The organism is Lactobacillus sp. UMNPBX16 (assembly GCF_002553775.1).
Classification (GTDB): Bacteria; Bacillota; Bacilli; order Lactobacillales; family Lactobacillaceae; genus Lactobacillus; species Lactobacillus crispatus.
Map to the genome: position 1 here is coordinate 38,490 of NZ_PCYU01000012.1, position 15,478 is coordinate 53,967.

Genomic DNA, 15,478 nt, shown 5'->3' on the forward strand with positions numbered 1-15,478 from the left:
TTTTTAAATCATAATCACTGTAAGTACGCCACTAACTACAGCTAAGTAAATTGGCATCAATAATGTTTGTGTGTACATATAGCTCCAAGCAAACACCATGCCATAAATTGCATCAATAATAAAGAGTACTACTGAATTTTGAAAGTTCAGTAAGCTATAAATCAGACCTGAAACAATGATCCCCATAATTGCAACTTGCTTAGTATTTCGCCGAAAAGCATAATTGAACAAAAAGCCAGTCGCCAAAAATTCTTGTAGGATTGGTAATACAATTCCTTGGACAACGATTAAAAACCAAAACATGTTAACTGATTCACTTTTGGCATATATCAATTGGAAATCATAATGACTAATCCTGCCATATGATTGTAAGTATGAAATCGAAATCTGTGTAACTGTAATCACTAATGTTAATAGAACAACAGTTGACAAACTGCCCAACCATGGAAGTTTAAAATCACGGGCAAAAAAGCGTTGCTCTCGATTGAAACGATAAACATAAAACAACAGAATCATGGCTGCAACTAAGCCGAATAAAATCAAATCCCAAATATGAACCGGAGATTTTCTAGTAACTAGCTTTACTACTGCAAACACAGCGACATAGCCAGCTAAATAAACGGCATAGCGGATCACATTACCCTCTCTTGATTGTGGCGTATTCAAATTCTTCACTCCTACTCTGAATTGTATCCTACAAAACCCATATTATACCAGAAAAAGACAGTTTATTATAGTTCTCAACTTATTTAACTTCCACAATCGTTACTTGATATTCACCTGCTGGTGCAGCCACCGTTGCTGTTGTACCAGCCTCCTTTTTCATGATTGCTTGACCCAATGGAGAATCAAAAGAAACCTTGCCAGCAGCAAGATCCGCTTCCATTCGCCCAACTACTTTGTATTCTTCTGTTTCATCATCGTCATCAAACTTAAGCACAACGGTCTTTCCTAGATCAACCTTACCATCATCTTCAGCTTTAACAATTTCGGCATACTTTAATTGTTTGCCTAGGTAACGCAGACGACTTTGTAAGTGACCTAGATCACGTTTTGCTTCAGTATATTCAGTATTTTCCGAAAGATCACCTAAAGCTCGTGCAGCCTGCAAAATTTTAATTCTACGTGGCCGATCTTTTTTTAATCGAGCAATTTCATCCTCAATTTGTTGATAGCCTTCTGGAGTCATTTTCTGAAAATATACCATTTCTATTTCACAAACTTTCTTTATTTTTCTATACGTAATAATTATCTACAATCTCAGAATGTTATTGTAGCAGCGTTATCAGTCTAAAATTAGCACTATGCATTTTTGAGTGCTAATTTGTGTCATTTCTATAAAAAGCGACTACAATAAACAGTGTAAGGAGAAAAGAGATCAAGAAATGAGTTGATCTTTTCCTTATATTCTAATTAAGCAAATACAAAAATGAAAGGAAGTTTTATTTATGGCAAACGATATGATGAATCGGCGCAACGACATGATGGATGCAATGAATGATTGGTTTGGTTTTCCAAGAAACTTCTTTGACGATAATGAAATTGAAAACATTATGCAATCTGATGTTGCAGAAACTGATAAGGACTATCTAGTTAAGATTGACATGCCTGGCATGGATAAGCAGGATATCAACGTTAACTATAATGACGGTACGTTAAATGTCAGCGGCACAAGAAAATCATTTAAGGACACTAGCGATAAAAATAGAAATATCATTCATAAGGAAAGAAGTGAGGGCAGTATTTCTAGAAGCTACAGATTGCCAAATGTAGTTGCAAGTGAGATTCATGCAAAGTATGATAATGGTGTATTGACCATCACTTTGCCAAAGGAAACTGCCGGCGATGATGGCAATTCTATAAAAATTGATTAATTTATTAGGTTTATGCAAGAGGTCTAATAAGTTAACGGATTAATAATTCTCTACAAGCGAGTTCTAATTGAACCCGCTTGTATTTTGCTTTAAAATAGAGTTAGTTTAGAAAAAAATTATAAAATTAAAAAGGAGATTTTTTATGGCTCATGAATTAACTGTGCAAGAACTAGAAAAGTTCTCTGCCGAATTTAATAAAAAACCTGAAAATAAAGTCGTTGCTCGTGCAGCTCAACGCAGTGGTGTGCTTGAAGCATCTTATAACGACCGTGTTCAAGGACAATTAACCAGAGTATTCTCAACCGAACTTGACACCAACAACGTTACTAATCAAAAGCATTCAGGTCGTTGCTGGTTGTTCGCAACTTTGAACGTTTTACGTCATGCTTTTGGTAAAAAATACAAGGCTAAAGATTTCACTTTCTCACAAGCTTACAACTTTTTCTGGGACAAGATTGAACGTGCCAACATGTTCTACAACAGAATCTTAGACAGTGCTGATATGCCACTTGATTCACGTCAAGTTAAGGCTGACTTAGACTTTGCTGGTAGTGATGGTGGACAATTCCAAATGGCTGCCGCTTTAGTTGAAAAATATGGTGTTGTTCCTTCATATGCAATGCCAGAAACTTTTAACACCAATGATACTACTGGTTTTGCGACTGCTTTAGGCGATAAGTTAAAGAAGGATGCTTTAGTATTGCGCCACTTGAAGCAATACGGCAAAGATGATGAAATTAAAAAGGTTCGCGAAAAATTTTTAAGCGAAGTTTACCAAATGACTGCTATCGCAGTAGGTGAACCACCTAAGACTTTCGATCTTGAATATCGTGATGATGATAAGAAATATCATTTAGAAAAGAACCTTACTCCACTTGAATTCTTGCATAAGTACATGGGCGATGTCGATTTTGATGATTATGTTGTTTTAACCAATGCTCCAGACCATGACTATAACAAGCTTTATGGTCTACCAGCTGAAGACAACATTGAAGGTTCACTGAGAATTAAGCTTTTGAATGTACCAATGGAATACTTGTCCAGCGCTGCTATCGCTCAATTAAAAGACGGCGAAGCTGTTTGGTTTGGTAACGATGTTTTACGTCAAATGGACCGTAAGACTGGTTACCTTGACACTAATTTATACAAGTTAGATGACTTATTCGGCGTTGACCTTAAAATGTCTAAAGCAGACAGATTAAAGACCGGCGTCGGTCAAGTGTCACATGCCATGACTTTAGTTGGTGTTGATGAAGACAACGGCGAAGTTCGTCAATGGAAAGTTGAGAACTCATGGGGCGATAAATCTGGTGTTAAAGGCTTCTACGTCATGAATAATGAATGGTTTAAGGACTATGTTTACGAAGTTGTAGTCCACAAGAAGTACTTAACTGAAAACCAAAAGAAGCTCGCTGAAGGTCCAATCACTGACCTACCAGCATGGGATTCATTAGCTTAACGAGCAATGATCATATAAAAAGGCGATCCATATCGGATCGCCTTTTTAGCATAAATATAATATTAATATAGAGAGAGTTGCATTAGATTTGGTATCTAATTTTCGTAGCTTGCCGCTACTTCTTCGTAATGCTTGACTTCATCGTCAGAGCAGCGTACGAAGTGTCCTGGACGAATTTCATGCATTGAGCGTTGTTTTCCGTCCATTTCTTCTTTTTGAGCGTCATAAGGAATCCTTGTCCGGCTCCGCTCAACTTCTGGATCAGGAATTGGCACTGCAGAAATCAAACTCTTCGTGTAATCATGAAGTGGTCGATCATAGACGTCATCGGCTGGACCTACTTCCAGTAGTTTACCGTAGTGCATTACACCAATTCGGTCAGAAATAAACTTAACCATTGATAAATCGTGGGCAATGAACAAGTAAGTTAAACCACGCTTTTTCTGTAATTCAATCATCAAGTTAACTACTTGAGCTTGAATTGATACGTCTAGAGCTGAAATAGGTTCGTCTGCAACAATAAATTTTGGCTCTACGGCTAAGGCGCGAGCAATCCCGATTCTTTGACGCTGACCACCTGAGAATTCATGTGGAAAACGGCTAGCATGACTTGCATTTAAGCCAACAGTTTCCAATAATTCCTCTACTCTCTCAGTTCGTTCATCTTTATTTTTAACCAAATGGTGAATATCTAATCCTTCAGCAATAATGTCCTCAACAGTCATTCTAGGATTAAGTGAAGCATAAGGATCTTGAAAGATCATTTGTGCATCCCGTGTAAAAGCTAGTTTGTCTGCACGACTTTTTAAATCTGCTACATTTTTGCCTTCAAAAATCACTTCGCCACTAGTTGGCTTATACAATTGCAAAATTGAGCGCCCAGTAGTTGTCTTACCAGAACCAGATTCACCTACCAAGCCGAAAGTTTCACCTTCATAGATATTAAAGCTTACATCGTCAACAGCCTTGGTGACATTACGACCATTTTTAAAGTATTGTTTTAGATGTTTTACTTCCAAAATTTTCTTTTTTTCTGGCATAAAAATCTCCTTTACCGCGACTAGTTAACCTCTGGCAGTTTATCTTCTTGTTTCATCAAGTTATATTTTTTCCAGCGACGTGTAATTTCAGCTGGTGGTTCCACTTTAGGTGCACCTGGTGCTAAAAGCCAGGTTGCAGCATAGTGAGTATCAGTTACCTTGAAAAATGGTGGCTTTCTTTCCACATCAATCTTCATGGCATACTTATTTCTTGGTGCAAAAGGATCACCCTTGGGCGGATCAAGCAAGTTAGGAGGCGTACCTGGAATCGACTCCAAAGTATCACTGTTTAAAGTAGGCATTGAATTGATTAAGCCCCAAGTATATGGATGCTGTGGATCATAAAAAATTTCATCAACACCACCGAATTCTAAGAATTCACCAGCGTACATTACAGCTACTCTATCTGCCATACCGGCCACCACGCCCAAGTCGTGCGTAATGAAAATAATTGAGGTCTTAACCCGCTTTTGCAAGTCTTTCATCAAGTCCAAGATTTCAGCTTGGACAGTCACGTCTAGAGCTGTAGTTGGTTCATCAGCCAGCAAAATCTCTGGCTCACAAATTAAAGCAATCGCAATCACGATTCTTTGTCTCATCCCACCTGAAAACTGGTGAGGATATTGATTAATTCGTTCTTCTGCATTTGGGATTCCCACGGCCTTCATCATTTCCAAGGCTTTAGCCCAAGCTTCTTTCTTAGAGGCACCCTTATGTTTGATTAATGGCTCCGCAATTTGCTGCCCAATCTTCATAGTTGGGTCAAGCGAAGTCATTGGATCCTGGAAAATCATCGAAATTTCGTTACCACGAATTTTCTGCATTTCTTTTTCTGATAAGTCAAGCAGATTTTTACCGTGAAAATCAATCTCGCCGTCTTCAATCTGAGCATTTCGTGCTAACAGACCGATAATACTTCTGGTAGTAACCGACTTACCTGAACCTGATTCTCCTACAATTGCGAGCGTCTCTCCCTTATTTAGGTGAAAGGAAACGTTACGAATAGCTTTAACCTCACCAGCATAAGTGTGGAAATCAATTTTTAAATTTTTAACATCTAAAACTCTTTCTTCTGGCATTTAGGTTAATCCTTTCTATCTTTGTCCCCGTGGATCGAAGGCATCACGCAAACCATCACCTAATAAGTTAAAGGCAATCATCAACACACACAATACGATTGCTGGATACCACATCTGATATGGCAAGAATTGAAAATTCTTTTGTCCTTCGTTCAAAAGTACACCTAGTGAAGTTTCTGGGGCTGAAATACCGATTCCGATGAAACTTAAGAAGGCTTCGAAGAAGATGGCAGTTGGAATAGTGTACATTGTTTGAATAATGATGATGCTTGAAAGGTTTGGCACTAAGTGTTTCCAAGCAATTTTCCAAGGTGATTCACCTAATGATCTAGCTGCCAAAACATATTCTTCATTTTTCAAACTCAGAGTTTCTGCTCTAACTTGCCGTGCCATTGTCGTCCAACTTGAAATAGCAATTGCCAAGATAATTGACTTAATACCTGGTTTTAATACCACCAACATCAAAACTACAATGATTAAATTAGGCACGGAAGAGATAATTTCAATAATCCGCTGCATCACGTTATCGACTCCCCCGCCTTTCCAGCCGGACACTATTCCGTACGCGACTCCGATAGTTAAATCAAAGAAAGCTGCAACTAAAGCGACGATCAATGAAATCTTTGTACCATAGATAATTCTCTGCCCCAAAGATCTGCCTAAATAATCGGTACCTGCGATGAAGTACTTATCTTTAGGCACACCATTTTGAGCATAAGCATCAACCCACTTGCCATTTTGCTTAATCTTACCGTTCAACCCGTTAATTGCGCTCATTCCTGGCACTTTAGCAGGCAAATTGGCATATTGTGGGTGCGATTTAACTAAAGTAGATTTATTGATGAATGGGGTTGAACCAAAAGCTACTACAATCATCAAAATAACAATAATTGCAGAAATAATAGCTGCTTTTCTCTGCTTGAAGCGAAGCCAAACATTTTGTGCAAACGATAAAGATGGACCTGCAATGTTTTCGTTATCCTGTGCTTCATCTTTTGGTAAGGGTTCAAAGGCATCTGCAGGAAGGTTTAATTTTTCTTCAGTCATATTGTCTTCTAGGCCTCGCTTTCATCTAATCTAATTCTTGGATCAATTAATCCATAAACAATATCAGTAATCAACAGAATTACTACTAATCCAATACAGTAAACCATCGTAATTCCCATGATTGTTGGATAGTCGTTAGTCAAAATCGACTTAACAAATTGTTCACCAATCCCAGGAACGTTAAAGATATTTTCAATAACCATTGAACCAGTCATCAAGGCTACAGCATAAGGACCAATCAGAGTTACTAATGGAATCATTGAATTACGCATTGCGTGTTTTCTAATAACTTCCATTCTGCTCAATCCCTTGGCCTTACCTAACTCAATATAGTCACTACTTAAGGTATCAACCATACTGGTTCGGATAAACCGAGCTGTTTCCGCAAATGGTCCAACTGCCAAAGCAATCGTTGGCATAATCGTTTGAGAAAATTGCCCCCAACCAGCAATTGGGAACCAACCTAGCTTTAAACCGATGTAGTATTGAAGCAAAACTGCTAAAACAAAGTTAGGAACTGATTTACCCAAAATAGAAATTACAGTAGCAGTTGAGTCAACCCAAGTACCCTGTCTCATAGCAGCAATTGCCCCAGCGATTACGCCAAGGACAACTCCCAAAATTAATGCTTGTAAACCTAATTGTACTGACGCACCCAAACGCGCCCCAATTAATGAAGCTACCGGTTGGTTACTATATTGGAAGGATGTCCCAAAATCACCATGAAGCATCCCCGCAATATAAATCAAATATTGTTGCCAGATAGGTTTATTTAAACCATACTGTTGATCCATAATTTGCCGCTGAGTTAGCGTCATCTTTGCTTCATTAGCATAAGGTGAACCCGGCATCAATTTCATTAAGAAAAAAGTTACCGTAGCCACGATAAGCAAAGTGAGGATCATATAAAATATACGTTTTAATAGGTATCTAGCCATATTAATTGCTCCCTCATTTTATTTTATGCTTTCATTTACTTTTTAATGTTGTTTTAATTATACCAAAAGAAATAAATATATCTAGTGAAAATTTCCAAAAAATTAAAAAAATAAGAGAGAGATTTTGCTTTCTCTCTTATTTTTAACTTTTATTATATCTATTTTGCTTTACTTATAGTTTGGAGCAGCTTTGGTCATTTGAACATCATGTGGATGTGACTCACGTAAACCTGCATTAGTAATTTGAACAAATTGAGCTTTATCAATTAATTCCGGAATATTTGCAGCACCACAATATCCCATACCTGAACGTAATCCGCCATCAATTTGAAAGACTACATCAGAAACATCGCCCTTGTATTCTACTCGGGCTTCAACACCCTCTGGAACTAGTTTATTAGCTTCGTTTACGCCACCTTGGAAGTAACGGTCACTTGAACCGTGTGCTTGGGCCATCGCACCAACAGACCCCATTCCGCGATAGCGCTTATACTTCTTGCCATTATCTTCAAAAATTTCGCCAGGTGCTTCAGTAGTACCTGATAGCATTGAGCCAAGCATGACAGCATTGCCACCCGCTGCTAAAGCTTTAACAACATCACCTGAATATTTAATTCCACCATCTGCAATGATTGGCTTGTGATATTCACGTGCAGCTGTAGCAGCATCATAAATAGCCGTGATTTGTGGCACACCAACACCAGCAACAACTCTAGTAGTACAAATTGATCCAGGGCCAATACCAACTTTGACGACATCAACACCAGCATCAAACAGTGCTCTAGTTGCATCCCCAGTCGCAACATTACCAGCAATCAAAGTTGCTTCTGGAAAATGATCGCGGATTTCTTTGATCTTGCGCAATACCCCAGCTGAGTGACCATGAGCAGTATCGATAACGATCGCATCAGCACCAGCTTCAAGCAATGCTTCTGCTCTTTCAAAAGTATCACTGGTTACACCAACTGCTGCAGCACAGAGCAGATGATTTTGATCATCAGTTGCGGCCTTTGCAGCACTAGTTGGCACAACTACGCTCTTTACGTTGGCTACTTCACCAGCTTGCGCTTGAATTGACATATTCTTGTGCACAACGCCTAGCCCACCTTGGAGAGCCATTGCAATTGCCATTGCACCTTCAGTTACAGTATCCATCCCTGCACTGATCAATGGAATATTTAATTTAATGTTATCCGCCAAAGTCGTACTCAAATCAACTTCGTTTGGCAAAACATGACTTTCTGCTGGAATTAATAAAACATCATCAAACGTTAAACCTTTTTTAGCGAATTTTGTATCCCAATTTGACATTTAAGCTCTCCTTTTCTCATTCAAAAAATTATTAGTTTTACTTTACTAGCCTAACTTGCTTTTTTCAAGCGAAAATCAAAAAGCAGACCGATTTTTTCGGTCTACTTTTTGATTACATAGAGGAGTTGTTTATTGTTATAAGTTCTATTATTTAGATATTTAGGATTTTAGTCTACTTTTCAACATAAGCATATTTGAAGTTATAGTTAGCTCCAGCACCATTATATACAACGCCCTTGACAGTTGGACGAACCATCCAAGCTTCTGCTGGCTGGTAAAGTGGTACTACGCCTTGCTCAGTTAACAATACACGTTCAGCCTTAGCTAAATCTTCAAAACGAGTATTTTCGTTTCCAGTAGTTTTAGAAGCTGCTACATACTTATCATATTCCTTATTAGCCCACTTACCCCAGTTGTATGAAGCATTTGAGGTGTTCAAGTCAAGGAATGAGATTGGATCAGTAAAGTCAGCTTGCCAACCCATCAATAAAGCATCAAAGTTGCCATTTTGGCTACGAACTAAGGCAGTCTTTTTAGGTAAACTATTTACTCTGACATTAACGCCTTTCAAGTTTGACTCAATAGTACTTTGCAAGTATTCACCTGCTTTTTTGGCATCATCATCGTCATAGGTTAGCAAAGTGAAGTTAACTTTGCTCTGTCCTAAAGCCTTTTGTGCTTTCTTCCAATAACTTTTAGCTAAAGTAGGGTTATATGTCATTAACTTATCAGTTTCAGCAGTTTTGACTAATTCAGTATAATCTTTGCCATTTACTTCAGTCATACTATTTGGCGAAAAGGTAGTGACTGGCTTGTTAGCACCACCTACAGCTGAAGCTAATGCTTTACGATTAACTGATAATGAAAGTGCACGGCGGAAGTCAGTATTTTGGAAAAGCTTGTTCTTTTCGTTTAATTGTAAATATTGTGTTGAAGAAGCTGGTCTAATTGTATAACCACTCTGGTTCTTCAATTGTTTTGTAGCTTGTGGTGCCAATAATGCTACATCTAATTTTCCAGATTGATACAAGTTGTAGTCGGTTGATGGTGTCTTTTGCACGCTGTAATTAATCTTGCTTAGTTTTACCTTGCTCTTGTCCCAGTAGTCCTTATTCTTAACTAGCTTCCAAGACAAGTTTGAACCGGTCCAGCCTTTTGAGACAAATGGTCCGTTATAAACCATTGTTTTAGATGAGGTACCATAGTTTTTGCCATATTTTTCAACAGCATGTTCATTTTGTGGGAAGAAAACTCCGAAGCCCATCAATAACTTAAAGTATGGAATTCTTTTATCCAAAGTAACGGTTAAATGTTGGTTATCATCTGCTTTAACACCGAGTGTTTCAACCTTCTTCTTTCCTGCCACAACATCATCTGCATTCTTTACTCCTGAGAAAAGATAAGCATATTGTGAGGCAGTATTTGGATCAACAGTCCTACGCCATGAATAGACGAAATCTTTAGCAGTAACTGGATCACCGTTAGACCATTTGGCATTCTTTCTCAAAGTAAAATGCCACACTTTACCATCTTTTGAAACTTCAGTCTTGGTTGCTAAAGCATTTTCCACCTTAGAATTTTTACCTAAACGATAGAGTCCTTCCATCGAATTATTAATTTGATCTAAACTAGTTGCATCAGTCACCTTGGACAAATCTAAAGTTTGTAATTCTGATTTAGTCATCCAATTCAAGGTTTGCTTGGTACCAGATGACGAACTTTTATTTGAACAGGCTGCCAAAGTTGCAGCTGATACGACGGTTAATAAACTTGCACTAAAATACTTTTTCCACTTTTTCATTTTGATCCTCATTCTTTTTTATTACAAAAAAGGAGCAACCTTCACATGGTTGCTCCTTCTATCTATTCATCAAATCATAGCTAGACTATTATTACGCAATTACAAGTGAAGAGAGATTATTTTTATGTCTTGTTTGTAAAATAATAATTGCTGAAATAATAATCATTACTATGTCCTCCTGATTTTTTAATTAATTTGCTACATAAGTATTCTTGAAGTTGTAGTTTAAGCCAGCGCCATTGTAGACAATGCCCTTAATGTCTGGACGAACTAACCAAGCTTCAGTCTTGTAGTAAAGTGGGGCGATTCCTTCATCGCTAAGCAAGATCTTTTCTGCTTTTTCAAGGTCATCCCAACGCTTAGTTGTATCTGCTGTAGTCTTAGAATCAGCGATCAACTTGTCGTATTGGGAGTTACTCCACTTACCGTTATTTTGTGCATTCTTGCTAGTAAACAAGTCAACGAATGAAATTGGATCGGCAAAGTCAGCTGACCAACCTGAAACAACAACATCGAAGTTACCACTAGTTGAACGGTTCAAACGAGTCTTGAATGGTACGTTAGCTACTGAAACCTTCATGCCCTTCAAGTTTTCTTCTAATTGACTTTGAAGTGTTTCAGTCGTCTTTTGACCTGAATCAGTATCATCAGACAAGATTGTAAATGAAACGTTCTTAACGCCTAATTCCTTCAAAGCCTTCTTGTAAAGTTTCTTAGCTTCAGTTGGGTTATATGCGGCGTTCTTCTTATCACCAACAACTTCTGACCAGTCCTTGCCATCGTGGTTAACTACACCCTTTGAAGTTAAACTGGTTGCTGGGGTATTAGCACCACCTAAAGCACTTCCCAGTGCCTTTCTATTGATTGACATTGAGATTGCTCTACGCAAGTCAGCATTTTGGAAAATCTTCTTCTTTTGGTTAAATTGCAAATAGAAGGTTGCTGCAGTATCACGCAAAGTGTAACCCTTTTGATGTTTTAAGTTCTTAGTTTGTTGTGAATCTAAAATAGTAGCATCAAGCTTATTTGACTGGTACAAGTTGTAAGCTGTTGATGGTGTCTTTTGCACGCTGTAATTAATGGCATCAAGCTTAACATTCTTCTTGTCCCAGTAATTCTTGTTTTTCACAAGCTTCCAAGAAAGGTTAGAACCAGTCCAGCCCTTTTGTACAAAAGGTCCGTTGAAGGCTGTAGTCTTAGATGAAGTACCATACTTAGAGCCATTAGCTTCAACTACCTTTTGGTTTTGTGGGAAGAACAATGGAAATCCCATCAATAATTTAAAGTATGGAATTCGTTTGTCCAAAGTAACAACTAATTTATTATCGCCTTCGGCTTTTACTCCCAAACTATTAACTGGTGCCTTACCTGCAGAAATCTGAGTGGCATTATGAATTCCTTCGAAGAGGTAAGCATATTGTGAAGCCGTCTTTGGATTAACGGTTCTGCGCCATGAGTAAACAAAGTCTTTAGCCGTTAACTTATCACCATTAGACCACTTAGAATCACGCAAGGTGAAAGTCCAGGTCTTACCATCTTTTGAAACCTTGGTATCTGTTGCCAAAGCATTCTCAACTTTAGAATTCTTACCTAAACGGTATAAACCTTCTTCAACGTTACCCAATTGGTTAAAACTGGTAGCGTCTGTTGCCTTAGAAATGTCCATCGTTGGAATTTCAGCCGAATCCATCCAATTAATTGTTTTCTTAGCTGATGAACTTGACGAATTAGAATTACTACCACATGCTGCCAGCGTTGAACCGGCAATTAAAACGGTTGCTCCTGCAGCAAATAATTTGGTAAACTTCATACACATTGCTCCTCTCATTTATGAGAAAAATAATAGAACTCTTTAAGTTGTTTATAAGTATAGCTAAATATTTTTTGCTTTGCAAGTTTTTTTTAATATTATTTTTAATTTATTTAAAAAATAAGCCTCAATGCTGATGTATCAAGGTTTATTCAAAATTAAATTATTCTAAACATTCCATTCTTGCATAAATTCACGTACAAAGTCGCGCATGTATGCAGTTCGTCTTTCCGCTTCTTTTTTAGCAGCAGGAGTATTCATTAAATCTTCTAAATGAAAAAGTTTCTCATAAAAGTGGTTGATTGTGGTTTCGACATGGTTACGATATTGATCATGACTAGTTAAAACGGCTGGCTTAATCTCTGGATCGTAAATCTTATTGCCATGTTTACCACCATACGTAAAGGCACGGGCAATTCCAATCGCACCCAAACTTTCTAGACGATCAGCATCTTGCACATATTGTCCAGATAAAGGCAAATGATAGTGATGCTCAATATTAGCTGAAAATGACATGTGTTGAATGGTGAATAAAATATCCCATGCCTCTAGTTCATTAAACCCTACTTGCGGCAATAACTCTTCAATTTCATCAATCACCTTTTGTGGGTCAGCACAGATTTTTTCATCAATCGTGTCATGCAAATAACCTGCTGTTTTAATAATAGCAACTACCCGGCTATCTTCATGAGCATCAGCATGATCTGCTAAATACATTTGACTAGCCAAATTAGCTACCCGTTCGCCATGATAAAAATCATGACCCGTTTTTTCATTCTTTAAGTGTGTTTGAGTAAAATCGATAACTTGTTTAATTTCCATTATGCCATTGAGTCCCATGCTTCTACCGGCGTTGCTTTGCCTTCCCAAATCTTAACCAGTTTTTCCGGTACATATTGTTTTTTAACAACTACTTTGAAGAGATATTCATCAAACCAGTTATCATCCATCACAAAGTAGCCTTTTTCACCGACCTTGCTTCCCCATGAGTTTTCAATTTTCCATTGACGTGGCTTTCCATTAACAACATCCACACCAACCATCGTCATGGCATGAGTTGAACCCGAAGCACCAGTTTCCAGTCTCTCTTTTTTGCTTAACTTAGTTTCAATATTAAAAATAGTATCAGTTTGATAGAGGTTATGAGCTAAAATTCCCTTTTGACGATCGCTATCTTTACCTACATCACAACCAAACCAAAAAGTTTCGCCTGCTTCAAGTTGCTTAATCGCAGCTTCTTTAAGATTTTCAATTTTAGTGTTTAAGAAATGAACTGGACTTCCGCCCTCTACATTGTCTTCAAATGGCAAAGCATACAGCTTATCAAATTCATGATCTGGTGCATTGAACAAAACAATATAGTCATCCAAGTCATCAGTAAAGTAGTCGTGAAAGAAATCAAGTGGAGTAAGATCACCATCAAAATGATACTTACCTTCATCATCCTTAAACTCAAGGTCAAATTTTTGTACTGGTTGACCGAAAGCAATTACTGCCATACGGTAAACCTCACTCAAAAATTCTTGACGTTTAACTTCAATTTCATCATTTTTACCTGCTTGAGCTAACTTACGCAACACAAGTCCATCTTCTCGCAACTTATTATTCAAAATACGATTGAAGAAAGCAGTATTGTTGGCAGTGAAACTTTCATCTTGAGCATAGGTTGGCACTAAGCCGTACTTCCTAATCAAAGAAACAGCCATAGCCCATTGGCCACCATCAGTATCAGGTCCCTGCATATAAGTATGCACTGTTCTGTCACTAAGTGGACGATCTGCGGTATTCAAAATATTATCAAAGAAAATATTTGCTCGTTCAATTCGATCCCAGAAGAATAAATAATTTTGTGAAAAAGTAAAGTTTTTAGCATTATACTTCTTAGCAAAACCATGACGCAATGTATTCAAGGCCGCAAATAGCCAGCAGCGACCCGATTGCTTTTGATCAGTAACATTATCAGTTGGGATTTCAATTGAAAAAGTGCGGTTCAATTTCCTAACCTTTTCTGAATCCAAACTAGCCTTAGCCACACCATTATTAACAACAGCCAATTCCGCAACCCGATTTTGTGGTTTTTGCTCATATTCTTTTTGAAATTTAGCAATTTCATTCATTGTAAGTTCATGCTTCATAAAATTTTTCCTTTCTTGCCAAAAACAACAACTAAGCCGCTTCCCAGGTTTGAACTGGGGACCTCCTCCTTACCACGGCGGTGCTCTACCTATTGAGCTAAAGCGGCGTCTATATTGTATCAAAAAAGGCGAAGACATTCATTTGAACATCCTCGTCCTTATTTATTCTCTCCAAGTATTTTTAGAAAATAAGTATTCAAAACGGTTATTAAATTTGCTTTTATTTAGTTCTTAACGACGTCTTTAATATTCAACCATTGACTCTTGTTGATTCTGACAATCTTCTTTTTATTAACTTTCTTAACGTCTTTTACAGTATAAGTAGAACCCATTGCAACTTTTTTGCTAGTTTTTTCAGCATTTTTATTGTAAACAGCTACTTTTTGATTTTTGGTGTCTTTAATAACAACAAAGATCTTATCACCCTTTTTAATAGCAGGATTGGTTGGAGCTTGTGTTGCAGTACCCAATTTAGGAGCAGTAAATGAAGTAGCTTGAGCAATAGGAGTAAGAACACAGCCTAAACTCAAACCGATTACCAAACTTGAAATAATCTTAATAGCTTTTTTAGATTCTAGCATTTTAATAACCTCTTTCTATTTACTTACTTTCTCTTTACACTATTACTATAACACTGTTTGATTATAAGTAAAGTAGATAGTGGTGCTTTTCACATATTTTTATTAAAAGTCAGTTTTTTTAATCAAGTGCTTTGCATCAGCATTTGCAAAAGGTATACGCAGCTATTTTATGTTGGTATTGCACTTGAAGCAGTAAATCGTATAGTAATAATGTGAATTTGTGAATAACTTAATAAATAGATTGTAGCAATTGATTTTAGAAAATAAAATAACAATTTAAGAAGTAAAATATTATTTTACACAAATCATTATCTTTTACAAATATTAGTTGGTAGTAAATATCTCCGATTATTAGCTAAAAAAATAGAGGAAAAAATCCCTCTATTTGAAACTGTCAAATCTT

Annotated in this window: 14 protein-coding genes and 1 tRNA gene; 2 read left to right on the plus strand and 13 right to left on the minus strand. The window is 37.3% G+C overall.

The window, feature by feature from the left end; translation table 11 throughout:
• Positions 1 to 3: 3 nt before the first annotated feature.
• Positions 4 to 666, minus strand: coding sequence for a CPBP family intramembrane glutamic endopeptidase (locus tag CP367_RS03260; protein ID WP_005725384.1), 663 nt, complete (start codon positions 664 to 666; stop codon positions 4 to 6).
• Positions 667 to 745: 79 nt separating this feature from the next.
• Positions 746 to 1,207: a transcription elongation factor GreA gene (gene greA, locus CP367_RS03265; RefSeq protein WP_005724077.1), complete on the minus strand. Its 462-nt coding sequence runs from the start codon at positions 1,205 to 1,207 to the stop codon at positions 746 to 748.
• Positions 1,208 to 1,448: 241 nt separating this feature from the next.
• On the opposite strand from greA, the gene CP367_RS03270 reads away from it, so the two are divergent.
• The gene (locus tag CP367_RS03270; RefSeq protein ID WP_089143458.1) at positions 1,449 to 1,874 is read left to right on the plus strand and encodes an Hsp20/alpha crystallin family protein; all 426 of its coding nucleotides are present in this window, start codon (positions 1,449 to 1,451) and stop codon (positions 1,872 to 1,874) included.
• Positions 1,875 to 2,016: 142 nt separating this feature from the next.
• A complete protein-coding gene (locus CP367_RS03275) occupies positions 2,017 to 3,333 on the plus strand; it encodes a C1 family peptidase (protein ID WP_005724073.1) in 1,317 nt (438 codons plus the stop codon).
• A 95-nt stretch (positions 3,334 to 3,428) separates the two neighbouring features.
• Here CP367_RS03275 and CP367_RS03280 read toward each other — a convergent pair whose 3' ends face one another.
• The 11 genes from CP367_RS03280 to CP367_RS03330 all read right to left on the minus strand — a co-directional run bounded on the left by CP367_RS03280 (position 3,429) and on the right by CP367_RS03330 (position 15,075).
• Positions 3,429 to 4,373, minus strand: a complete 945-nt coding sequence (locus CP367_RS03280) for an ABC transporter ATP-binding protein (RefSeq protein ID WP_005718459.1) — start codon at positions 4,371 to 4,373, stop codon at positions 3,429 to 3,431.
• 20 nt (positions 4,374 to 4,393) lie between these two features.
• Entirely contained in the window at positions 4,394 to 5,452 is a 1,059-nt protein-coding gene (locus tag CP367_RS03285; RefSeq protein ID WP_089145706.1) for an ABC transporter ATP-binding protein, read from the minus strand.
• 15 nt (positions 5,453 to 5,467) lie between these two features.
• Positions 5,468 to 6,499, minus strand: coding sequence for an ABC transporter permease (locus CP367_RS03290; RefSeq protein ID WP_005729325.1), 1,032 nt, complete (start codon positions 6,497 to 6,499; stop codon positions 5,468 to 5,470).
• Between the two features lie 8 nt (positions 6,500 to 6,507).
• Complete coding sequence (opp3b, locus tag CP367_RS03295; RefSeq protein ID WP_005718454.1) at positions 6,508 to 7,437, minus strand: oligopeptide ABC transporter permease; 930 nt, start codon at positions 7,435 to 7,437, stop codon at positions 6,508 to 6,510.
• A 168-nt stretch (positions 7,438 to 7,605) separates the two neighbouring features.
• Positions 7,606 to 8,748 (minus strand): IMP dehydrogenase, encoded by a 1,143-nt coding sequence (locus tag CP367_RS03300; RefSeq protein ID WP_005725391.1) that lies wholly within the window; start codon positions 8,746 to 8,748, stop codon positions 7,606 to 7,608.
• A 172-nt stretch (positions 8,749 to 8,920) separates the two neighbouring features.
• Positions 8,921 to 10,549: a peptide ABC transporter substrate-binding protein gene (locus CP367_RS03305; protein WP_089145707.1), complete on the minus strand. Its 1,629-nt coding sequence runs from the start codon at positions 10,547 to 10,549 to the stop codon at positions 8,921 to 8,923.
• Positions 10,550 to 10,739: 190 nt separating this feature from the next.
• A complete protein-coding gene (locus CP367_RS03310; protein WP_089145708.1) occupies positions 10,740 to 12,359 on the minus strand; it encodes a peptide ABC transporter substrate-binding protein in 1,620 nt (539 codons plus the stop codon).
• A gap of 168 nt (positions 12,360 to 12,527) precedes the next feature.
• Positions 12,528 to 13,181, minus strand: a complete 654-nt coding sequence (locus tag CP367_RS03315) for an HD domain-containing protein (RefSeq protein ID WP_013085744.1) — start codon at positions 13,179 to 13,181, stop codon at positions 12,528 to 12,530.
• Positions 13,181 to 14,494, minus strand: a complete 1,314-nt coding sequence (locus tag CP367_RS03320) for a C1 family peptidase (RefSeq protein ID WP_089145709.1) — start codon at positions 14,492 to 14,494, stop codon at positions 13,181 to 13,183. The genes CP367_RS03315 and CP367_RS03320 overlap by 1 nt, the downstream gene beginning before the upstream one ends.
• Positions 14,495 to 14,528: 34 nt before the next feature.
• A tRNA-Thr gene (locus CP367_RS03325) sits at positions 14,529 to 14,601 on the minus strand.
• 117 nt (positions 14,602 to 14,718) lie between these two features.
• The gene (locus tag CP367_RS03330) at positions 14,719 to 15,075 is read right to left on the minus strand and encodes a hypothetical protein (RefSeq protein ID WP_013085742.1); all 357 of its coding nucleotides are present in this window, start codon (positions 15,073 to 15,075) and stop codon (positions 14,719 to 14,721) included.
• Positions 15,076 to 15,478: the final 403 nt, after the last annotated feature.

Bases quoted from the DNA above. Each gene is read 5' to 3' on its own strand.
- greA (WP_005724077.1), bottom strand. From the start codon at position 1,207: ATGGTATATTTTCAGAAAATGACTCCAGAAGGCTATCAACAAATTGAG.
- CP367_RS03270 (WP_089143458.1), top strand. From the start codon at position 1,449: ATGGCAAACGATATGATGAATCGGCGCAACGACATGATGGATGCAATG.
- CP367_RS03275 (WP_005724073.1), top strand. From the start codon at position 2,017: ATGGCTCATGAATTAACTGTGCAAGAACTAGAAAAGTTCTCTGCCGAA.
- CP367_RS03280 (WP_005718459.1), bottom strand. From the start codon at position 4,373: ATGCCAGAAAAAAAGAAAATTTTGGAAGTAAAACATCTAAAACAATAC.
- CP367_RS03285 (WP_089145706.1), bottom strand. From the start codon at position 5,452: ATGCCAGAAGAAAGAGTTTTAGATGTTAAAAATTTAAAAATTGATTTC.
- CP367_RS03290 (WP_005729325.1), bottom strand. From the start codon at position 6,499: ATGACTGAAGAAAAATTAAACCTTCCTGCAGATGCCTTTGAACCCTTA.
- opp3b (WP_005718454.1), bottom strand. From the start codon at position 7,437: ATGGCTAGATACCTATTAAAACGTATATTTTATATGATCCTCACTTTG.
- CP367_RS03300 (WP_005725391.1), bottom strand. From the start codon at position 8,748: ATGTCAAATTGGGATACAAAATTCGCTAAAAAAGGTTTAACGTTTGAT.
- CP367_RS03305 (WP_089145707.1), bottom strand. From the start codon at position 10,549: ATGAAAAAGTGGAAAAAGTATTTTAGTGCAAGTTTATTAACCGTCGTA.
- CP367_RS03310 (WP_089145708.1), bottom strand. From the start codon at position 12,359: ATGAAGTTTACCAAATTATTTGCTGCAGGAGCAACCGTTTTAATTGCC.
- CP367_RS03315 (WP_013085744.1), bottom strand. From the start codon at position 13,181: ATGGAAATTAAACAAGTTATCGATTTTACTCAAACACACTTAAAGAAT.
- CP367_RS03320 (WP_089145709.1), bottom strand. From the start codon at position 14,494: ATGAAGCATGAACTTACAATGAATGAAATTGCTAAATTTCAAAAAGAA.
- CP367_RS03330 (WP_013085742.1), bottom strand. From the start codon at position 15,075: ATGCTAGAATCTAAAAAAGCTATTAAGATTATTTCAAGTTTGGTAATC.